Annotated in this window: 16 protein-coding genes and 1 pseudogene; 3 read left to right on the plus strand and 14 right to left on the minus strand. The window is 65.3% G+C overall.

Annotated features, from left to right (window positions below):
- Positions 1–7: 7 nt before the first annotated feature.
- The 6 genes from FJZ36_01905 to prcA form a co-directional block, all read right to left on the minus strand.
- A complete protein-coding gene (locus tag FJZ36_01905; GenBank protein ID MBM3213659.1) occupies positions 8–931 on the minus strand; it encodes an NAD-dependent epimerase/dehydratase family protein in 924 nt (307 codons plus the stop codon).
- A gap of 34 nt (positions 932–965) precedes the next feature.
- Positions 966–1,595: an FkbM family methyltransferase gene (locus FJZ36_01910; GenBank protein MBM3213660.1), complete on the minus strand. Its 630-nt coding sequence runs from the start codon at positions 1,593–1,595 to the stop codon at positions 966–968.
- A gap of 112 nt (positions 1,596–1,707) precedes the next feature.
- Complete coding sequence (locus FJZ36_01915) at positions 1,708–2,406, minus strand: hypothetical protein (GenBank protein ID MBM3213661.1); 699 nt, start codon at positions 2,404–2,406, stop codon at positions 1,708–1,710.
- Between the two features lie 12 nt (positions 2,407–2,418).
- Positions 2,419–5,172, minus strand: coding sequence for a pyruvate, phosphate dikinase (locus tag FJZ36_01920; GenBank protein ID MBM3213662.1), 2,754 nt, complete (start codon positions 5,170–5,172; stop codon positions 2,419–2,421).
- A gap of 149 nt (positions 5,173–5,321) precedes the next feature.
- Positions 5,322–6,677: a Pup--protein ligase gene (locus tag FJZ36_01925; protein MBM3213663.1), complete on the minus strand. Its 1,356-nt coding sequence runs from the start codon at positions 6,675–6,677 to the stop codon at positions 5,322–5,324.
- Between the two features lie 33 nt (positions 6,678–6,710).
- The gene (gene prcA, locus FJZ36_01930) at positions 6,711–7,448 is read right to left on the minus strand and encodes a proteasome subunit alpha (GenBank protein ID MBM3213664.1); all 738 of its coding nucleotides are present in this window, start codon (positions 7,446–7,448) and stop codon (positions 6,711–6,713) included.
- A gap of 328 nt (positions 7,449–7,776) precedes the next feature.
- On the opposite strand from prcA, the gene FJZ36_01935 reads away from it, so the two are divergent.
- The 3 genes from FJZ36_01935 to FJZ36_01945 all read left to right on the plus strand — a co-directional run bounded on the left by FJZ36_01935 (position 7,777) and on the right by FJZ36_01945 (position 10,459).
- Complete coding sequence (locus tag FJZ36_01935; GenBank protein MBM3213665.1) at positions 7,777–8,445, plus strand: CDP-alcohol phosphatidyltransferase family protein; 669 nt, start codon at positions 7,777–7,779, stop codon at positions 8,443–8,445.
- 43 nt (positions 8,446–8,488) lie between these two features.
- Complete coding sequence (locus FJZ36_01940; protein MBM3213666.1) at positions 8,489–9,583, plus strand: hypothetical protein; 1,095 nt, start codon at positions 8,489–8,491, stop codon at positions 9,581–9,583.
- A 231-nt stretch (positions 9,584–9,814) separates the two neighbouring features.
- Positions 9,815–10,459, plus strand: coding sequence for a HEAT repeat domain-containing protein (locus FJZ36_01945; protein ID MBM3213667.1), 645 nt, complete (start codon positions 9,815–9,817; stop codon positions 10,457–10,459).
- On the opposite strand, the gene FJZ36_01950 is transcribed toward FJZ36_01945, so the two are convergent.
- The 8 genes and pseudogenes from FJZ36_01950 to FJZ36_01985 all read right to left on the minus strand — a co-directional run bounded on the left by FJZ36_01950 (position 10,425) and on the right by FJZ36_01985 (position 19,585).
- Entirely contained in the window at positions 10,425–11,267 is an 843-nt protein-coding gene (locus FJZ36_01950) for a biotin--[acetyl-CoA-carboxylase] ligase (protein ID MBM3213668.1), read from the minus strand. The two genes, FJZ36_01945 and FJZ36_01950, sit on opposite strands and share 35 nt — an antisense overlap.
- Complete coding sequence (gene nadC / locus FJZ36_01955) at positions 11,264–12,121, minus strand: carboxylating nicotinate-nucleotide diphosphorylase (protein ID MBM3213669.1); 858 nt, start codon at positions 12,119–12,121, stop codon at positions 11,264–11,266. The genes FJZ36_01950 and nadC overlap by 4 nt, the downstream gene beginning before the upstream one ends.
- Positions 12,122–12,123: 2 nt before the next feature.
- The gene (locus FJZ36_01960; protein MBM3213670.1) at positions 12,124–12,708 is read right to left on the minus strand and encodes a tetratricopeptide repeat protein; all 585 of its coding nucleotides are present in this window, start codon (positions 12,706–12,708) and stop codon (positions 12,124–12,126) included.
- A 67-nt stretch (positions 12,709–12,775) separates the two neighbouring features.
- Complete coding sequence (locus tag FJZ36_01965; protein ID MBM3213671.1) at positions 12,776–14,320, minus strand: 2-isopropylmalate synthase; 1,545 nt, start codon at positions 14,318–14,320, stop codon at positions 12,776–12,778.
- Positions 14,321–14,429: 109 nt separating this feature from the next.
- The gene (locus FJZ36_01970; protein MBM3213672.1) at positions 14,430–15,191 is read right to left on the minus strand and encodes a class I SAM-dependent methyltransferase; all 762 of its coding nucleotides are present in this window, start codon (positions 15,189–15,191) and stop codon (positions 14,430–14,432) included.
- Positions 15,191–15,595, minus strand: a pseudogene (locus FJZ36_01975) (endonuclease domain-containing protein). The gene FJZ36_01970 and the pseudogene FJZ36_01975 overlap by 1 nt, the downstream one beginning before the upstream one ends.
- A 24-nt stretch (positions 15,596–15,619) precedes the next feature.
- On the minus strand, positions 15,620–18,871 hold the full coding sequence (locus FJZ36_01980) for an isoleucine--tRNA ligase (protein ID MBM3213673.1): 3,252 nt from the start codon (positions 18,869–18,871) through the stop codon (positions 15,620–15,622).
- Positions 18,872–19,195: 324 nt separating this feature from the next.
- Entirely contained in the window at positions 19,196–19,585 is a 390-nt protein-coding gene (locus FJZ36_01985) for a hypothetical protein (GenBank protein MBM3213674.1), read from the minus strand.
- Positions 19,586–20,311: the final 726 nt, after the last annotated feature.

Genomic DNA, 20,311 nt, shown 5'->3' on the forward strand with positions numbered 1-20,311 from the left:
GGCGTTCCTAGACGACGGATTCGTAGTAGGCGACCGTCCTTCGGATGCCCTCTTCCATAGGGGTGAAGCGGAAGTCGGGGAAGAGCTCCCGGAATCGCGCGTCGTCCATGATCTTTGTCGGCGCGCCATCTTGGTAGGATGCGTTGAAGGTGAGCTCACCTGCGTAGCCGAGGCTCCGGGCGATCATTTCGGCGAGCTGGCGGATCGTACTGCCGCTGTTCTGGGCGATGTTGACCGGCTCAATCAGGTCGCGATCCATTCCCAGCGATTGGGCGAGCACATCTGCCAGGTCCTCGACGTAGAGCCATTCGCGGATGGGCTTCCCGGTTCCCCATATCTCGAACTGCGGCGCGCCCTCCCGCTTCGCCGCCAGTATGCGGATGATGAGCCCGTTGAGCGCATGGGTCTTGTTGGGATCGGTGTGGTCGCCGGGCCCGTAGACGTTGGGGACGAACAGGTTGCTGGTGCGGATGCCGTGCTGCTTCGCGTAGCACATCGCAGCGACGACCGCCATCCGGCGCGTCGCGCCGTACGACAGCACCGACGGGTGAACGGGACCGTCCATCCATTCCGGCTCGCGGTAGACGTCGGCGATACCCGGATAGGCGCAGTTGGCGATGGGCTGGATGATGTGGACGCCAGGGCAGACGTCCCTCGCCGCCTCGTAGAGGCTCAGGATCATCTGCAGATTGTCATGGAGAACCTCAGCGGCGAACTGGGTGACGTAGTGGACACTGCCGACGTGCGCGGCGCAGTTGACGATGGCGGCAGGGCGCGTCTGCCTCAAGAGTCGGCGAGTCGCGTCGGCGCTGCGCAGATCGACGCCGGTGCGTCGAGACGCCGCCGCTGCCGGGATTCCGTCGCGCTGTAGCCGATGCAGCACGTGGCTGCCGACGAATCCCGTTCCGCCCAGGACCAAGACGTCGGACATCGACCGAGGTCCTCTGGATCGTCTTGTCGATCCCCTAGGTCCCGTGCGGGACGTAGAGGTCCTTGGTTCCCAAACGTCCGTGCTTGACGTACTCGAAGCGAGCCAGGAGGTCTTCGACGCGGAGGTCGCTCTCGTCCGGGACTGACACGACGATTGCGCGTGGCTTGTGACGCTTCAGGTCCATCCCCTGAAGCACATCGTACTCCGAGCCGTTGACCGATACCGTAAGGAAGTCGATCCCGTCGGTTCTGCCCTCCAGGATCACGTCGAGGTAGGCGATCGGAACCGGAACCTGCGCCAACCTCTTGCCCGTAGTCTTCTCCCGCTGCAGCGCGCCGGTGTCCGATGCCAGGAACGACCGCTGATCGTCACCCATGACCATGACGAACGAACCGACGCTCCACGTGCCGCGGCGAGCCATGGCGACGTGCAGGACATTCGCCCTGGGGCGCGCGCGGACGCATTCCAGGTACGCCTGCGGATGGGGCTCCAAGCAGATGCCTCGCCAGCCCAGACGCTCGAACAGGTAGGAAACGCTGTTCGTGATGCCGTTGCCAGCGCCTACATCGACATAGAAGCCCGGCTCGTCGCTCTGCCTGATCCTCTGGAAGAGTCCGACGAGGAACCGGTCTTCGCCGTGCTCGGAGTAGGACGTTTCGGACATCGCGTGGACGCCATCGGTTGGAAGTCGGCGGCGGTCGTGGCGCTTGACGCGTGAAGCATAGCAGGTGCGGCTGGGAGGGGCAACGCTGCGAGAGGCAACGCGACGAGGGGTCTCAGGCGATGCACTCCAAGATGCCCCATGTGCTGGGGTCGCGGAATGTGGCGAGGTCGCGTCCGGCGCTCCACGCCTGATCCCTTCCGCTGGCGTCGTGGATGATGTAGTTGAACCCGATGCTGGGGAATCCGACCGGATCGAAGCTCGGAATCGCTCCACGGGTCAAGGCGATCCGGAGCCGGTACCCCTGTGCGAACGACTCGGAAGCCGTCTGGACCGCTGCATAGTCCGCGATGGCGACCTGGGTCGCGACGCCAGGCTCGCAGAGCCCCGCTCGCGGCGTGCGGCTTCCGGCTCCGCCCGGCATGGCGTAGAAGTGGAAGCAGTGCTCCGTGTAGGTATCCCGCCGCAGGGAACCGCGCAGATCGAGGAAGAGCTCGACGCAGTCGGCGTCCCAGAACCGGGAGGGCTTCACGCGGGGTTCGCGGCGCAGGTTCGCCTGAACGGCGAAGTAGAGGGCATCGTCGTCCCATGCCGACGCAACGACGGCGAATGGGCTCGACGCCTCCTGTGCGAACGGATCGACGATCTGACAGTCCGCGGGCAGGTCCACGGCGGGTCCGCGCCATACGGCCGTCGCGCGGCGGCACGTGGCAATCGGCTGAAAGAAGTGGCGAGCGGCGAGCATGGGTCTCCGCGCCGGTCTTGGGGAACCAAACGGCGGGAACCAGGGGTTCCCGCCGTAGGTGTCGTGCATCGACGAGTCGAGCTATGAGATCTCGCGCGACTTCGAGTCGGCGTCCTGCTCCTTGAGGACCGCCTGCGCCGCCGCGAGACGCGCGATCGGCACGCGGAAGGGCGAGCAGCTCACGTAGTCGAGTCCGGTTCTGTGGCAGAACTCGACCGAGCTGGGGTCGCCGCCGTGCTCTCCGCAGATGCCGACCTTCAGGTTCGCCCGCGTCTGCCGTCCTCGGCTCGTTCCGATTTCCATGAGCTGTCCGACGCCGTCCCGATCGATCGACTGGAACGGGTCGTTCGCGAAGAGCTCCTGCTCGAGATAGAGCGGGAGGAACTTCGCGGCGTCGTCGCGGGAGATGCCGTAGGTCGTCTGCGTCAGGTCGTTCGTGCCGAACGAGAAGAACTCGGCTTCCTCGGCGATCTTGTCGGCAACGAGCGCCGCGCGCGGGAGCTCGATCATCGTCCCGACGAGGTACTCGACCTTCCGTCCGGTGGCGGCGAAGACCTCCTCGGCAGCGGAGACGACGATCTCCTTCTGGAGCCGCAGCTCCTTGGGCGTCGCAACCAGCGGGATCATGATCTCCGGCAGGACGGTGACGCCCTCCGCGGCGACCTGGCACGCCGCCTCGAAGATGGCGCGCGCCTGCATCGCCGTGATCTCCGGGAACGCGATCCCCAGTCGGCAGCCTCGGTGACCGAGCATCGGGTTCGCCTCGTGGAGCGACACCATCTTCGCCTCGATCGTCTCGACGGAGACGCCCATCTGCGAGGCGACCTCCTCGACTTCGGCGGCTTCGTGCGGGAGGAATTCGTGGAGCGGCGGGTCCAGCGTGCGGATTGTCACAGGCAGACCATCCATCACGCGGAAGATGCCGGCGAAATCCTCGCGCTGCATCGGGAGCAGCTTGGCGAGAGCCTTCTCACGCCCTTCCTGGCTGTTGGAGAGGATCATCTCGCGAACCGCGACGATCCGGTTCCCGCCGAAGAACATGTGTTCGGTGCGGCAGAGACCGATGCCCTCGGCGCCGAACGCGACGGCGTTGGTCGCCTGATCGGGCTGGTCGGCGTTCGTCCGGATGCGGAGGCGGCGCACCTTGTCCGCCCACTCCATCACCTGGCTGAACAAGCCGTAAGTCTGGCTCTTGGCGGGGTCGAGCGTCTTGTCGAGCAGAACCTGCACGACTTCGCTGGGAGCCGTCGCGATGCGACCCTCGAACACGCGCCCCGTCGTGCCCTCGATGGAGATGTACTCGCCTTCGCGGATGATCTTGCCGTCGACGGTGATCGTCTTCTTGCCGTAATCGATCGCCAGCGCCTGGCAGCCGCAGACGCAGACCTTGCCCATCTGCCGCGCCACCAACGCCGCATGACTGCTCACGCCGCCGCGCGCGGTCAGGATGCCCTCCGACGCGAGCATGCCGCGCAGGTCTTCCGGGCTCGTCTCAACGCGGACGAGGATGACCTCCTCGCCACGGCGGGTTCGCGCTTCGGCTTCCGAAGCGGCGAAGACGACGCGTCCGCAGGCAGCGCCGGGACCCGCTGGCAAGCCGGTCGCCAACAGGCGGCGGTCCCGAACGGCTCGGTCCAGATCGGCAATGGCGAAGATCGGCGCGAGAATCTGGGCGAGGGAGTCCGCAGGAATGCGCCGGATGGCTTCCTGCCAATCGATGAGACCCTCCCGCTCCATCTCGACGGCGATGCGGACCGCAGCGAGCCCCGTCCGCTTGCCGTTCCGCGTCTGGAGCATGTACAGGTGGTTGTTCTCGACCGTGAACTCGAAGTCCTGCATGTCGCGGAAGTGCGTCTCAAGCGTGCTTCGCACCTCTTCGAGCTCGTCGTACGCCGCCGGCATCTCCGATTTGAGCTTGGCAATCGGCTGGGGGGTACGGACGCCGGCGACGACGTCCTCGCCCTGGGCGTTGATGAGGTAGTCGCCGTAGAAGACCTTCTCGCCGGTCGCGGGATCGCGTGTGAACGCGACGCCCGTCGCGGACGTGTTGCCGAGGTTCCCGAACACCATCGTCTGCACGTTGACGGCGGTTCCCCATTCGTGCGGGATGCCGTACTTCCGGCGGTAGACGATGGCGCGCTCGTTGTTCCATGAGCCGAAGACCGCGCCCACAGCGCCCCAAAGCTGCTCTTCGGGGGAATCCGGGAACGCGGAGCCTGTTCGCTCGCGGATGAGCGCTTTGTAGCGCTTCACGAGTTCCTTCAGGTGATCGGCGGAGAGGTCGGTGTCGGTCTCCGCGCCGACCTCAGCCTTGAGGTGGGACATGATCTCGTCGAAGGGCTCGTGCTCGTCCTCGGAGCGAGGCTGGACGCCCATCACGACATCGCCGTACATCTGGACGAATCGGCGGTAGCTGTCCCAGGCGAAACGCGCATCGCCGGACAAGCGCGCGAGCGCGTCTACGGTTCCCTCGCCGAGCCCGAGGTTGAGGATCGTGTCCATCATGCCCGGCATCGACTCGCGGGCGCCGGAACGCACCGACACGAGCAGCGGATTGTCGGGATCGCTGAACCGCTTGCCGGTTTCTTCCTCGACGAGCTTGAGGGCTTCGGCGACTTGAGCGCGCAGCTCCGGCGGGTAGGTCTCGCCGTGGTCGTAGTAGTAGGAGCAGACTTCGGTCGTGATCGTGAATCCGGGAGGCACGGGCAGTCCGATGCGGCGCATTTCTGCAAGGTTCGCGCCCTTGCCGCCGAGCAGAGCCTTCATCTTCGCGTTGCCATCGGTGCGCGCCCGGCCGAACGAGTAGACGTACTTCGGTGTGCCGGCCTGTGACACGGAACGGTCCTCCTAGCGTGTTGGGCGAAGTCCTTGCGCTTTCCGGCTCATCGTGTCCCCCTCCATGATAGCCGACACGATGGCGCCCCGTCGGCACACAGACGCCCAGCCGGACCTTCCCCGCGACGCCAGCGGACGCGTCGGGCAGGCTACATGGAGTAGATCATCCGGTTCGCTTCATCGAAGTCGGGCTGGAGCGGGTCGGTGGACAGGAAAAGCTTCTGGTACGGCTCGTAGAGCTGGATGTAGCTCCAGTTGACGCCGCACAGAATCTTGCTCTCGTTCGCCAGTTTGACGAACTTTCCTCGGAACTTGGCGCGTGTCGTCTCCGGCGGGTTACGCATCGCGTGCTGGATCTGCTCTTCGGTCACGACGCGCTCCATCAGGCCGCGCCGCTCCATGCCGTAGAAGATGCCCTTGTTCGTATCGATGTTATGGTACTCGAGATCGAGCCGCAGCGTCGCGTAGCTGTCCCACTCGATGCCCCGCGACGCGACGTAGGACTCGATGATCTTTCGTTTGGCGACCCAGTCGAGGTACCGATCCAGCGATTCCGGGTCTTCTTCCAGCCCGCTCAGAACCAGGTCCCACCGCCGCAGCGTGTCGCGGATCACCGGGTCGCGGTCCCTGGCGAAGTACTTCTCGGCAAGGGACCAGTACTCCCGTTGGAGCGCGACGGCGGACATCTTCTTGCCGCTCTGCAGTTCGATCTCGCGCTTGCACGTCAGGTCATCGCTGATCTGCATGATGGCGCGCACCGATTCGCGGAGCTCCAGCCGCTTGTCGAGGGCGTTTTCCTCGATCATCTGGAGCACGAGCGCGGTAGTCGCCACCTTCAGGTGCGTGACGAACTCGGACATGTTCGAGTCGCCGACGATGACGTGCAGGCGGCGGTACTTCTCGCGGTCGGCGTGGGGTTCGTCGCGCGTGTTGATGATGCCGCGAGCCGTCGTCGTCGCGATGGAGATGTCTTCGCGGATGTGCTGGGCGCGCTGGGAGATCGCGAAGCGTCCCCGGTTCTCCGGTCGCACCTTTCCCGCTCCGCAGTAGACTTGCCGAGACACGAAGAACGGGATGAGCTGCGTCGCCATCTGCCGGAACCCGATGTTCCGGTCCATCAGGTAGTTCTCGTGGCATCCGTACGTATTTCCGGGCGTGTCCGTGTTGTTCTTGAACACGGAGATGCGGCTCATGAAGCTGTCCTGGCGCATGCGCTTCTCGGCGGAAGCCGCCAGGGACTCGATGATGCGCTCGCCCGCGCGGTCGTGCATGACGAGCTCGAGAACGTCGTCGCACTCCGGCGTCGCGTACTCTGGGTGGCATCCGATGTCTTGGTAGAACCGCGCGCCGTTCTCCAGGAACACGTCGGGGTACATCCTGCCCGAGATGATCTCCCGGAAGAGGTACATGACGGCGTTCTGGATCGACAGGGCTTTGCCGCCCCGGCGGTCTGAGGAGCAGATGATTCCGTACTCGTTCTCGAGTCCGAAGATGCGCCGCTTCACAGACCGACCTTTCGGACGGTGGGCAGGACGCGGTTACGATGCCACGTCGCCGATCAGGTCGGCGATTTCCTCGCTTGCCAGTCGGCGGAACTTTCGCCGCCCGCGATGCCGATCCAAGACAGCCACCTCGAGCCGCTCGCTGGAGATCTCTTCACGAGCCCCTTCCGCTTCGTCCTGATCGGTCTCGTCGCCCTCCCGCACGGTGCGCAGGGCGTCCAGCGCCAACCGCACTGCCGCGTCCAATGCCAAGCCTTCAGCGAACCGCTCGAGAAGCCAGGACCGGAGCGCTTCGGCTTTCCCTCCGATCACGGACACGTTCTTGTCTTCGGAGAGTCGACCGTCGTAGGAGATGCGATAGAGGCGCGTCGGAGATATGCCGGGCTCACCGACTTCCGCGACGAGGAGCTCAATCTCGAGCGGCTTCGCGTCGAACTGTCGCCAGACGTTCCCGACGTACTGCGAGTAGAGGTTCGCGAGCCATCGCGCGGTGACGTCCTCGCGTGAGTAAGTATACCCCTTTACCTCGGAGTGCTCAATTCCCACCATTCGCAGCGGATCGTACTCCTGGAAGCTGCCGACGCCTGCGAACGCGATCCGGTCGTAGACCTCGGACACCTTGTTGAGCGTGGAACTCGCGTTCTCCGCGATGAACGCGACTCCATCGGCGTACTCGACGGCGAGAACCTCGCGGCCCAGCTCGATGCCCCGCCGCGCGAGCTCGTCCTTTTCCTGCATGATTTGTTCGGGCGACACAAGCAGCGGCGATGGCATGTAGACCCTCGCATCGGGTGGCGGCGTTCCAGTCGGACGTTTGTCGAGGCTGTGTGGGGAGAGGATATCGCCGACCGCGCAGGCGGGTCAATTCGGCGAGGCAATATAAAGAGCCGCCAGTGCGTGCGATGCACCAGCGGCAAAGAAAGAGGTCAACTGAATTCTCCACAATGATAACCGCTTTGGTCAGGTTCGGCAACGCGCGCGGTCCCACGCGCCGATGCTGCCATCGCCATGGAGCCCATGGCAGAACGCGCCTCCGTCCGTGTTGATGACCTTCCGCCGCCGTGGTAGACTAGGCTTCCTGCTGTGACACCCTCGCGCAAGGATGACCCCTATGGCGGCGGACGTGGGAACGCAAGTGGATCGAGCGGCGAGGAGAGCGCTCGAAGTCGTGTCGTTGCCAGTGGCGAGGGCGTCCGTGTGGTTGGGCGTGTCTCCCGACGTACTGACCGCACTAGGATTCGTCGGCAACGTCGTCGTCGCGGCTCTCATCATCCAGGGGCGTCTTGCCATCGCCGGGGTCGTCATGATCTTGGCAGGCCTGTTCGACGCGCTCGACGGCGCGGCGGCGCGGCTCGCCGAGCGCGCGGGGAAATCGGGCGCGTTGCTTGATTCGGTCATCGACCGATACGCGGAGTCCGCGGTGTACATGGGGCTACTGATCTACTTCTTCAGAGCGAACCATCTGCTCGGAGTGGCGTTGGCGTTCCTCGCCATCATCGGTTCGCTGCTGGTCAGCTACATCCGGGCTCGGGCTGAAGGCCTCAACATCCAGTGTCGCGTTGGGTTGATGCAGCGCGGCGAGAGGATCGTGCTGCTCGCCGTCGGACTGATCTGGGGCACGTGGTGGCCCTTCGAGTGGGCGTCGTCGTCGCTCGGATCGGCTCCGTTCCTGGTCTTCTGCCTCGGTGTCCTTGCCCTGCTGGCGCATATCACGGCGCTGCACCGCCTGATCTTCTCCTACAACGCCCTGCAGCGTGCTGCCCGTTCCTAGGTCTGCGGTCAGAGCGCGAGATCGAACTCACCGAGGATTTCCCATGGGCTCCATGCTCCGATGCGACCGAGTTGCCGCTGTCGTCCTGCTGCTGGCGCTGGCGCTTCCCGCGTTCTGCCAGGTCGGCGAGGATGCAGACGTGTCCATGCGACCCGAAGGGCTGATCGCATACGTCGAGCAGCGCCCCAAACCGACGCGCGACGGCATCGCCGCCTTCTTCGGGATCGCCAAGTTCCTGCGAACGTCCAACATCTACGACCAGTTCTCGTTCGACGTTTTCACGATGCGCTCAGATGGCACGGATCGCCGCCAACTGACCACCGACGGCATGAACCGCAACCCGGTCTGGTCGCGCGACGGGAAGTGGCTGGCGTACATCAACGGTCCCCAGCAGATTCAGAGCCTGTTCGTCGTGCGAGCCGATGGCACGGGGCGTCGCCCCCTCTTGGATCGCGAAGTCGCCATCCGGGCGTTCTGGTGGTCGCTCGACAGCACGCGTCTGCTCGTAGCTGTCGCGTCTCGGCGAGGCGGAGTCGAGCTCGAGGGGCGCGTGATCCAGGTGGAGACAGGCGACGTGAGTCGGCTCTCGAATAGCGACTGGATGCGCGGCTGGAATCACTGGGAACCGGGCAAGACCGAAGTCGTCAATCCGCGCACGCGCCTGTTGGACGCGCTGGCGGGCGTCGAGTTCCCCTACTGGTCGCCGGATGCCCAGTTCGTCGCGTTCGTTCGGGACGGCTCTCTGGCGCTGGCGCACGTGGAGACGGTGTCATCCAGCGGGCAGTGGTTCCTCTTCAACAACGAGCCCCCAGCCGACGGCATCTTCGACTGGTCCTGGGACGGTCAGAGCCTGCTCTTCCAGATCGCCGGGAGCCCTGCCATCGCTACGCTGGCAGACGGGAAGTGGGGCGACATCATACCCATTACGACTCGTCGAGCCCAGGCGGCGTCTATCAACGACACAGGATCGCGCGTCGCATTCACGACGGTTCCGCCCGGTCAGAGGAATGCGGAGATCTTCGTCGTCGACCGGACGGGTGACAACGAGACGCGTCTGACTCACTCCATCGTGAACCACCTCGATCTGCACTGGCAGCCTGTGACGACGACGCCCATCGGCGCCGCCCAGGGCGAGTAGCCGATTCCGCGTGACATCGAGACCCGCCCATCTGCCGGTCACGGCTTGACAGCTTGTGCGCGGCGAGACAATACTTTAGGAACGCTACGTAAGCCACTCGTCGACTGATTACCCTCCTCTCGCTTCCGAGTCGCCCACAACGACCCGGGGCTTCGACTTCCCACCCCAGAGCCAGTTCCTTCCATCCTCCACGGCGCGTTGACGCCGGATCGAGACTGGAGCATCGGATCCATGAAACACGTGGCGATCGGTGTGGTATGTGTTTCTCTGTTTCTGACGGCTTGCGGCAACGGCGGACCCTCCACCCAAGGCAAGTCCTACACGCAGTGGGCGAAGCTGATGGCATCCCAAGACGAGTCAGACCGTCAGAAGGCTGCCCACGCCCTCGGCGCGGCGGGCCCCACGGCGATTCCAACGGTCGTTGGGGTGCTCAACGGCGACAGCCCGGAAGGCAGCGTCGCCGCTGTGACGGCGCTTTGGGTCATGGGAATCCCAGCGGTTCCCGAGCTCATCAAGGCGTTGAGCCATGCTGAACCGACTGTGCGGTGCAAGGCTGCCGAAGCGCTCGGAGCGGTAGGCATCAGCGCCGACTCGGCGGTTCCCGCGCTGGTTTCGGCGATCGATGACAATCACGCCGAAGTTCAGCGCAAAGCGATGGACGCCGTCGTCAAGATGGGAGCGAAGGCTAAGCTGGCGGTTCCAGCGCTGATCGCCGTGCTGACGAGTGCCGACGAGCAGTTGAAGGTCTGCGCAGCCAGATCCCTGGCGACGTTGGGACCCGACGCGCGCGAAGCGCTACCGGCTCTGATGGAGATCGCTCAGGCTCCCGACCCGCTCGGGTCTACTGCGCGAGCTGCGGTGGAGCGGATCCGCTAGGAGTCGGGTCCATCAACGTGCTGTCGCGGGCGGTGAGACGGTAGGTCTTGCCGACCGGCGTCCGCACGAGCAAAGCCCCATCGTCGTCCAATCCTGAGGCGACGCCGTCGATGACGGCGTCGCCCGACCGTACGCGGACGAGCGTTCCCAACGTCGTCGTCCGTCGGGATGCCTCGGCGATGAGGGCTTCGTGTTCCCCCTCCTGAAGCTTCCAGTAGAGCGGCTCGAACGACTTGAGGATCGATGCCAAGAGCCCGGTTCGGCTCACGGGTCCGCCGCTCGCGTACGCCAGGCTGGTTGCGGTCGCCCGAAGCTCCTCCGGCAGATCGGATTGCGCCGCGTTCACGTTGATACCCACACCCGCGACCCAGCACCCGCGCCCCGATTCCGGACGAGCCGCCTCGATCAGTATCCCGCCGACCTTCATTTCCTCGACCGTGATGTCGTTGGGCCACTTGATGGCGGGTCGCGCGCTGGTCGCCGATTCCACGGCGCGGCAGACGGCGACTGCCGTCGCTAGTGTCAGCAGAGCCGGGCGCGCGATGCGAGCTCGGGGCGCCAACAGCAGCGAGAAGAGCAGGTTCTCACGCGGCGCAGAGTGCCAGCTTCTTCCGAATCGCCCTCTGCCGCGAGTCTGGTGCTCGGCGACGATCAGAGCGCCGTCAACGCCTCGACCATGCGCAGCCAGATCGAGTGCGACGTCGTTGGTCGAACCGACGCACTCGTAGGCGATGATGGCGGAGCCCAGCGAGCACCCGTCGAGTAGTGGGCGTAGCGCCTCTTCGGTCAGCGGCTCGTCGTGGCTCATATGGAGCCTGGTGCGCGCACAACCGTGTCCAGCCCGATGTCCAACGGTGGGGCGCTCGTGATGGCGCTCGTGGAGATGATGTCCACGCCGGTCGCGGCGTAGTCGCGGACCGTCTCAAGCACGATGCCGCCGGACGCCTCCAGAAGCGCTCTGCCTTGCGCGCGCTCGACCGCCGCGCGAGTCCGAGCCGGTGTCATGTTGTCGAGGAGGACGATGTCCGCGCCGGCTTCGAGCGCTTCGTCGAGCTGCTCCAGCGTATCGACTTCGATCTCGACCTTCATCGTGTGAGGCGCTCCCGCTCGGGCGGATCGGATCGCCTCCCGCACCGATCCGCAGACGGCGATGTGGTTGTCCTTGATGAGGATGCCGTCGAACAACCCGAACCGGTGATTGCTCCCGCCGCCGACGCGCACAGCGTACTTGCTCAGCGCGCGCCAGCCGGGGATCGTCTTGCGCAGATCGACGACGCGGACGGGATAGGGCTCCACAGCGGCAACGAACTGCGCCGTTGCCGTGGCGATGCCGCAGAGCCGCTGCAGGAAGTTCAGCGCGGTGCGCTCAGCCGCCAGGATCGACCGGGCGTTGCCGGAGACGTTCGCAATCGGCTCTCCTGCCACGAGCCGGTCGCCGTCGCGCATCGCGGCGTCGATGCGGACTCGATCGTCCACCCGGTGGAACACGGCGGCGACGACGTCGATGCCGGCGAGCACGCCTTCGACCCGAGGCACGATGATCGTGTCGGCGGTGGCATCCGGCGGGATCGTCACCGAGGAGGTGATGTCCCCTCCTCCGACGTCTTCCTGCAGGGCGAGGTCGAACAAAGCGCGGACGTTCGGATCCGACAAGATGGACATCGTCACTTCCAGTGGGTCGCGATGAGTGTGCCGAAGCGAGGGTCCTCGCGCAGTTCGTCGAATGCCGGGTCGCGGTCGATCGCGTAGACCCTCGCGCTGTCCAGCGCCAGCACCTGCGTCAGGCTGTCGATGGCGTCGGGAAGGCGCTTCATCGCGGTGTACACGCGCGCCAGGGCGTAATGCGCGTCGGCGGAGGTCGGTTCCAGCTCGACGCTCTCCTGAATCGCCTCCAGCGCGTCGGTCAGCCGCTCCGCGTTCAGATAGGCGACGCCGAGGTTCCGCAAAGCGAGAGAGCGCTGCTTGAACCTGGGGAAGGAAGCCGCTTGTTGGAAGTGCTCGATCGCCTGCTGGTAGTCGCCGTCGGCATTGAGGAGGGTTCCGAGAGCGTTGTGGGCTTCGGGGAACTTGGGTCGGAGCCGGACCGCCGCCTCGAGCTCCGTCTTCGCCTCCACGGTTCGACGCGCCTCGATGAGCTGAACCGCCTTGTTGTAGCGCTCGATGGCTTCGCGCCGTGCGCAGCTAGGCAGGACTGCCGTCAACAGGAGCAGAGCGACTCCCAGGAGCGCGTGTCTGCGCAGATGCCGCATCGGATCGTATCCTCCCTCTGCGCTGGGGCGCCCGTTACCGGACGTCCCAGCGCCAGGAGCGAGTTGTCTACGACTGCGTCTCGTTTCGGCTGAGCACCTTGTTGATGGCGTCGAGCAGCGCGATGACGCTCGCCTCGATGATGTCGGTGCTGCTTCCGACGCCGACGTAGTTCCGTCCGTCCTGACGGACTCGGACGGTCACTTCGCCGAGTGCGTCCTTGCCGCCGGTCACGGCGTGGATCGCGTAATCGGTCAGCTCCAGCTTGACGTTCGTGATGCGTTCCACGGCTCGGAACGACGCGTCGACGGGTCCGTCGCCGCTGGCAGCCTCCTCGAGCACCTGGTCATCTCGGCGGAGCCCGACCGTGGCGGTCGGAACCAGCTTGGTTCCACTGATCACCTGGACGTGCTCAAGAACGTACACCTGCGGCACGAGCCGAATCTGATCCTTGACGATGGCTTCCAGGTCGGCGTCATGGACCTCCTTCTTCTTGTCCGCCAGGGCGAGGAAACGCTCGTAGGTCTGGTCGAGCTGTTCATCCGTCAATTCATAGCCGAGCTCGCCCAGACGATGCCGCAGGGCGCGCCGACCGGAGCGCGGGCTCAGGACGATCTTGCTCGCCTGGATGCCGACATCCGTCGGATCCATGATCTCGAACGTGTTCCGTTCCTTGAGGACGCCGTCCTGGTGGATGCCGGAGCTGTGCGCGAACGCATTGGCTCCGACAATCGCCTTGTTGGGCGGAACCGGCATGTTCATCAGCCGCGACACGAGGCGGCTCGCCGGGACGATCTCGCGCGTGTTGACGCCTGTATGGGCGTCGCCGAACACGTCGCGGCGCGTCGCCAGCGCCATGACGCACTCTTCGAGGGACGTGTTCCCGGCGCGTTCGCCGACGCCGTTCACGGTGCACTCGATCTGCCGCGCGCCGTTGGCGACGGCGGCGAGGGCGTTCGACGTCGCCATGCCCAGGTCGTCGTGGCAATGGACGCTGATGCGGGCGTTCCGAGGGGCTGCCACTTCTTCGACGACCCGTCGGATCAGCTCGCCGAACTGCGTGGGAACCGCGTAGCCGACCGTGTCCGGGATGTTGATGATCGACGCGCCCGCCTCGATGGTCGCGGCGACGACTTCGTGCAAATAGACCGGATCGGTCCGGGTCGCGTCCATCGGCGAGAACTCGACCGTCTCGCACAGCGAACGCGCCAGCCGGACGGCGCGCACCGCCATTTCGAGGACCTCCTCGCGTCCCTTGCGCAGCTGCCCGCGCAGATGGATCTCCGAGGTTCCAACGAACGTGTGGATGCGCGGCTTCTCCGCGTGTTTGACCGCTTCCCAGCAGGCGACGATGTCGCGCTCGACGACTCGGGCGAGTCCGCAGACCTCGACGCCATGGACCTCTGCCGCGATCCGGCTCACCGCCTCGAAATCCGCTGGCGAGGAGATGGGAAAGCCGGCTTCGATGATGTCGACGTTCAGCCGGGCGAGCAGCTTGGCGATCTCGAACTTCTCGTCGATGCTCAGGGCGGCTCCCGGCGATTGCTCGCCATCCCGCAGCGTCGTGTCGAAGATGTGGACCCGGTTCGCGTCGGGAATCCCTGCGCTAGGCATGTTCGTGTTCCTCAGTGGATCGGTCGTTGTCTGTCGTGAGAGACGAGGGACGACGAGCTAAGGTCGCCGGGGTCCTCAGGGGCTTCGCGGCTGGCAAGTCCCATCTCCCTCACCTCCTTCCTGTGTCGGCGCGCCGTCCACCGAAGACGGCGATCTCAAAGACCTTCATGTAGCAGTCGACGTCCTGATAGCCGATCTCCCGAAGCCATTCGCACTGCGTCTCGACGGGTGCGAGGATGTTCGCCGCCTTGTCGGGGCGGTAGTAGTACTCGCGGGCGATCTCGTCGCGCGTCTTGCCGCTGGGCTGAGCCGAGTGCCACGCGAAGAGCGCGTCGATGAACAAGCTATCGAAGAGCTCCGTGACCCACGCCGTCGGTGACGACACGTGCTCGATGTGCACAAACGCCGCTCCTGGCGAGAGGAGCTCGTGAACCTCGGCGTAAAGCGCTCGCTTCCGCTCGTCCGGCAGATGGTGGATGGCGAACCCGGAGACGATGGCGTCGTACGGGGCATCGTCACGGATCGACTCGACCCACTGAGGTTCGCGCAGATCCGCTTTGGTCAGAACCACGCGCTCTCCGACATCGTGCATCGCCTCGGCTGCGGCGGTGAGCATCGCGTCGGAGAAGTCCACGAACACGCCCCGCGCAGCCGGGAACGCTTGCAGTAGAGACGCTCCCAGCAATCCGTTGCCGCATCCGAGATCGAGAACCCGCTCGACGCGTTCGCGGCTGGCTCTGACGACCCGCACCATCGTGTCGATCTGCTCGTTCGCCCGCGGGATGGCAGAGCGGATGCCCTTCAGGTACGTCTTCGCCAGTTCCGGCGACTTCCACACATCCGCCATCACCCTCTCCCTTCGGTCCGCCATCACCCTCTCCCTTCAGGGAGAGGGCAGGGGTGAGGGTCCTTCATGCCAACACGCTCCTGATATGCCTGCCATATTGCGCTTTGCACAGACTCGAACTCACCCATCACCTGGTTGTTCCAGAACCGAGGGACGCGGAATCCTAGAGCCGTCAGGTGCTCATCTCGCCGCCGGTCGTCTTCCGTCGTGTCTGCATGATGTCCGCCGTCCAGCTCAATGACGGGCCCTCGCTTGCGGCACACGAAATCGACGACGTACCTCCCGATCGGGTGCTGCCGACGGAACCGCGCTTCTGCGAATGCCTCGCTGCGGAGCCAACGTCACAGCTTTCGTTCGGCATCAGTCTGGCTCTGTCGCAACCCCCGCGCGATGCGTGTCTTCCAGTGGACCGATGACGGTTCGCGCATCGGAATCCTGCTCGGGCCCTCACCCTACCCTCTCCCTGAAGGGAGAGGGTTCCCGGGCCCTCCTGACGATTCTGCAACTCGCTCCACGCTGAGGGTTGCGGCGTGCTCACCGAGGCTGTGCTCCTTGACGAACGCATCGCTGGATGGGCTCTCGTCCACTCGGGCGGTCAGCGTCTCAGCGACCACGTAGTCGCGGAACCGCGCGAACGCCTGAGCCACGTCTCCGGCGCTCTGAACCGTCAGGACGATCCGGTCGGCAATGTGGAAGCCAGCTTCCTTGCGCATCGTTTGGATGCGGTTCACGAGCTCTCGCGCGAGCCCCTCAAGGCGGAGGTCATCGCTGATGGCAGTGTCCAGCGCGACGAAGGCTTCGTCCTCCTGGACGACGGCAAACGGCTCGCGACCCTCGAGGCGGATATCCACGTCGTCCGATGCCACGACGTACTCCGCGCCGTCGATGGACAGCCGGACCTCGCCGTTCGCGGCGAGCTTGGAGCGCAGCGAGACGGGGTCGGTTCCCGATCCGAGCTCGCGCGCGATGGCTTGCACTGCCTTTCCGAACTTGGGTCCCAGCGTGCGGAAGTTCGCCTTCACGGTGAACTCGGCGTAGTCCTCCAGGCGATCCCCCCACTCGACCGACTTGACGTTGAGCTCGTCCAGAACCGTTGCGAGGAGACTGGTCAGCGCGTGCCGTTCGTCGTCGGTCAGTCCGCCGACAACGATCCGCGACAGCGGTTGGCGAACGCGGATTTTCCGATCGTTCCGCGCTGCGAGACCCATGCGCACGACCTTCCGGGCGAGCTCCATCGAACGCTCCAGGTCGGCGTCGATCAGCGATTCGTCGGGCTCGGGGTAGTCGACGAAGTGGACGCTCTCGGGAGCCGCCGGGTCGAGCGACGTAACGAGGTTCCCGTAGATCTCTTCCGCAAGAAACGGGGCGAACGGAGCCAGCAGCGTCGCCACTCCCACCAGCACGTCGTGCAGCGTCCCAAACGCGGCGAGCTTGTCCCGTTCCACGTTCCAGAACGCTCGGTGCGCCCTCTCCTCGGAGTCGTCGTCCGACGCGCCGGTTCCCCAGAAGCGGTCGCGGCAGCGGCGGACGTACCAGTTGCTGAGATCGTCCACGAACTCCTCAAGGGCTCGCGTCGCCTGGGTGATCTGATAGTCCTCCATCTCGGTGCGGACCTTGCGGACCGTCGAGTGGAACCGAGACAGGATCCATCGATCCATGAGCGGCCGAGACTTCGGAGCCGGGGCTCCGCTCTGCGGATCGACGCCGTCCGCGTTCGCATAGAGGACGAAGAACCCGTAGACGTTGTAGAGGGTTCCCAGGAACCCCTTGACGACATCACTGACGGCGTCTTCGCCGAAAACCCGTCGCTGCCACGGCGGCGCGACGGTGTAGAAGTACCACCGCGCGGCGTCGGCTCCCTGCCGGTCGAGCACGCGGTTCGGATCGACGGCGTTGCCTCGGCTCTTGCTCATCTTCTGCCCGTCGGCTCCCAAGACGAGCTCCAGGCAGAGGCAGTTGCGGTAGGCGACGTCGTCGTAGAGGAACGCCCCGGTCGCCAGCAGGCTGTAGAACCAGCCGCGCGTCTGGTCGATGGCTTCGGAGATGAAGTCAGCCGGATAGCTGGCGGCGCGCCGTTCCTCGTTCTCGAAGGGCGCGTGCCATTGCGCGGTGTGGGCGCAGCCGGAGTCGAGCCACGCGTCGGCGACCTCCGGGATACGGCGCATCGTGCCGGAACACTCCGGACACGGGAACTCCACGGCGTCGATGTAGGGGCGATGGAACTCCAGGTCCGCCGGCGCATCGGGCGCGAGCTCCCGCAACTCGCTCTCGCTGCCGACACACAGCGTGCGGTTGCAGTCCGTGCAGCGCCAGATGGGCAGAGGCGTGCCCCAGTAGCGCTCGCGAGAGACCGCCCAATCGACGTTGTTGTCGAGCCAATCACCGAACCGCCCTCGCCGGATGTGATCCGGATACCAGCGGACCGAGTCGTTCAGCTCGACCATGCGGTCCTTGTACGCCGTCGTTTTGATGAACCACGAGCCGCGGGCGTAGTAGAGCAGCGGCGTGTCGCAGCGCCAGCAGAAGGGATAGTCGTGGACGTATTCCTCCACCTTGTGCACGACGCCGCGTTCCATCAGATGTTGGGTGATCCGAGGATCGGCGTCCTTGACAAACACGCCCGCCCAGGGCTCGGCTTCCGGCGTGAACTTACCCTCGGTGTCCACGAGTTGTACCAGCGGCAGGTCGTTCCGGCGGGCGACCTCGTAGTCGTCCTGCCCAAACGCAGGCGCGATGTGGACGATGCCGGTTCCGTCGTCCAGCGTGACGAAATCCCCCGCGACGACGTAGTGCGCCGGCTTGTCCGGCGTCGTGAACTGGAACATCGGCTCGTAGCGCACGCCGACGAGCTCGCTGCCGCGAACCGTTCCGGCGACGCGCGCGTCCTCGCGTTCGCCCAGCACCCGGTTCACGAGCGCGTTGGCGAGGATGAGCGTCTCGCCGCCCACCTCGACGCGGGCGTAGTCGGCATCGGGGTCAACGGCGAGGGCGACGTTCGAGGGCAGTGTCCAAGGCGTCGTCGTCCAGACGAGGAACGAGGTGTTGGGCTCATCCTCGAGCCGGAACCGGACGTAGAGCGACGGGTCGGCGACCTCGCGGTATCCCTGCGCCACCTCGTGGCTCGACAGTGCGGTTCCACAGCGCGGACAGTAGGGGACGACCTTGTGACCTTGATACAGCAAGCCGGCGTCCCAGAACCGCCTCAGGATGGACCAGACCGACTCGATGTAGCTGTTCGTGAGGGTGATGTAGGGGTCGTCCATATCGACCCAGAAGCCGATTCGCTCGGTGGTTCTGCGCCAATCGGTTTCGTACTCGAAGACGCTCCGCTTGCACTCCTCGACGAACTCGCGGATGCCGAATGCCTCGATCTGCTTCTTGCCGTCGAGTCCGAGCCGCTTCTCGACTTCGATCTCGACGGGCAAGCCGTGGGTGTCCCAGCCGCCCTTGCGCTGGACGTAGTGCCCCATCATCGCCTTGTAACGGCAGAAGGCATCCTTCATGACGCGCGCGAGGATATGGTGGACGCCCGGCTTCCCATTCGCCGTCGGCGGACCTTCGAGGAACACGAACGGCGGACAGCCCTTCCGAGCCTCCATGCTGCGACGGAAGATGTCGCGCGTGCGCCATGATTCGAGCACCCGCGACTCGAGCTCCGGGAAGTGGAGCCCCGGTTTGACCTCTCGGAATCTACTCCCTGCCATGTCGCTGCCTCCGGCGCACGGGACGATCATCGGTTCTTACGGAGCCGTGTCCTGACGCAAGAAAGCCCATCATCATTGGGCTGATGATGGGCTTTCGTTCCACACTAGCGAGTGCCATCAGGCGGCGGGTGCTCGCTCCCCATCCTCAGCCCAACCGGGCTGAATAATAAGGGCGAGAAGACCGAGAGTTGCCGCGAACCGCATGGCGCTCACTCAAGATGAGAACAGTCCGAACTACGATTACTGGTGCTAAGCATACCACTCCGCCACGGGCGAGTCAAGGAGCCGCTCCAGTGCGGCGTCTGCGACCGACGACGACTGCTGTCACGCGGCTCCGAGACGTTGACCGATGCAGTAGCAGAGCCCATCCTCGTCCTTGACAAAGAAGACGTCGTAGCGCGCGCCGTTGTGCTCGTCGATCCGGCGATTCGCGATGCGGAGCCCCTTCGACGCCAGGTCCTGCGACGCAGCCTCGACGTCGCTGACGGCGAGATACAGGCTCGCCTGCTCTGGATCGCCTCCGTTCTCCGCGATCGTGAACTCGACGCCGTCCCGCTCCAAGACGACCGTGGGAACCGGGTTGGATCGACGCGGCTTCGCTCGGAACCCCATCTTCTCGGCATACCAAGCGGCGGCGCGCTCCACATCGGCGACGGGCATCCCGTTGGGGTCGGTATCGCCAATCGGGTGAACGCTGCGGTATACGTACGGCATGTCGGGCTCCTCATGTCGGATGGGCGGGTCTTGCGATCAGGCAAGCTCGCAGGCTGGGCTACGAGCCGAGCGGGGAGAGCGTTTCAGCGCGTTAGCGCTTGGTCACCGTCATCCGGTCGGCGATGCGGTCGCCGACCACCAGCACGCACTCGTACTGCCCCGGTCGCACGGCACTGCCCGAGGTGTCCGCACCGTCCCAGAGCGGAGCCGTACCGGCGTCGGCGGTCCCGTCCGCGACGCCGTCGCGCGTGTAGGCTCCGGCGGGACAGATACCGTCGTAGCCCTCGTCGAGCGTGCGGATCAGCCTCCCGCCTCTCGCCCGGATCCGGATATCGATCCGCACCGTCGCGCGCTCCGCCAGCGAGTACGCAATCCGCGTGCTCTCGCTGAAAGGATTCGGGTTCGCGCCCAGGAAAGCCGTCTTTCTAGGCGTCGCTTCGTACCGGGACTCCCGTTGACCCCCGATCTCGTTCTGGACAGCCTCTGCCCAATGCGGCGGGCTCGTCCAATGGGATCGCGCATATCCGGCGGGCTCCCCGGACTGGTTCCAGCCGAGAAACCAGATGCCGTCGGCGCGCTTCTGGCTCAACACGACGCGAATCTGCTTGTGCATGTCCGCATGTCCGGGGATGGCAACACCAGCGCGCTGCTGCGACATCTCCAGGACCGGCTGGATGCGCAGACGAGGATGCGATGCGGTCGGGAAGACTCGGTTCAGCGACTCGA

This window comes from Candidatus Poribacteria bacterium (genome assembly GCA_016866785.1).
Lineage (GTDB): Bacteria > Poribacteria > WGA-4E.

Bases quoted from the DNA above. Each gene is read 5' to 3' on its own strand.
- FJZ36_01905 (MBM3213659.1), bottom strand. From the start codon at position 931: ATGTCCGACGTCTTGGTCCTGGGCGGAACGGGATTCGTCGGCAGCCAC.
- FJZ36_01910 (MBM3213660.1), bottom strand. From the start codon at position 1,595: ATGTCCGAAACGTCCTACTCCGAGCACGGCGAAGACCGGTTCCTCGTC.
- FJZ36_01915 (MBM3213661.1), bottom strand. From the start codon at position 2,406: ATGCACGACACCTACGGCGGGAACCCCTGGTTCCCGCCGTTTGGTTCC.
- prcA (MBM3213664.1), bottom strand. From the start codon at position 7,448: ATGCCATCGCCGCTGCTTGTGTCGCCCGAACAAATCATGCAGGAAAAG.
- FJZ36_01935 (MBM3213665.1), top strand. From the start codon at position 7,777: ATGACCCCTATGGCGGCGGACGTGGGAACGCAAGTGGATCGAGCGGCG.
- FJZ36_01940 (MBM3213666.1), top strand. From the start codon at position 8,489: ATGGGCTCCATGCTCCGATGCGACCGAGTTGCCGCTGTCGTCCTGCTG.
- FJZ36_01945 (MBM3213667.1), top strand. From the start codon at position 9,815: ATGAAACACGTGGCGATCGGTGTGGTATGTGTTTCTCTGTTTCTGACG.
- FJZ36_01950 (MBM3213668.1), bottom strand. From the start codon at position 11,267: ATGAGCCACGACGAGCCGCTGACCGAAGAGGCGCTACGCCCACTACTC.
- nadC (MBM3213669.1), bottom strand. From the start codon at position 12,121: ATGTCCATCTTGTCGGATCCGAACGTCCGCGCTTTGTTCGACCTCGCC.
- FJZ36_01960 (MBM3213670.1), bottom strand. From the start codon at position 12,708: ATGCGGCATCTGCGCAGACACGCGCTCCTGGGAGTCGCTCTGCTCCTG.
- FJZ36_01965 (MBM3213671.1), bottom strand. From the start codon at position 14,320: ATGCCTAGCGCAGGGATTCCCGACGCGAACCGGGTCCACATCTTCGAC.
- FJZ36_01970 (MBM3213672.1), bottom strand. From the start codon at position 15,191: ATGGCGGACCGAAGGGAGAGGGTGATGGCGGATGTGTGGAAGTCGCCG.
- FJZ36_01980 (MBM3213673.1), bottom strand. From the start codon at position 18,871: ATGGCAGGGAGTAGATTCCGAGAGGTCAAACCGGGGCTCCACTTCCCG.
- FJZ36_01985 (MBM3213674.1), bottom strand. From the start codon at position 19,585: ATGCCGTACGTATACCGCAGCGTTCACCCGATTGGCGATACCGACCCC.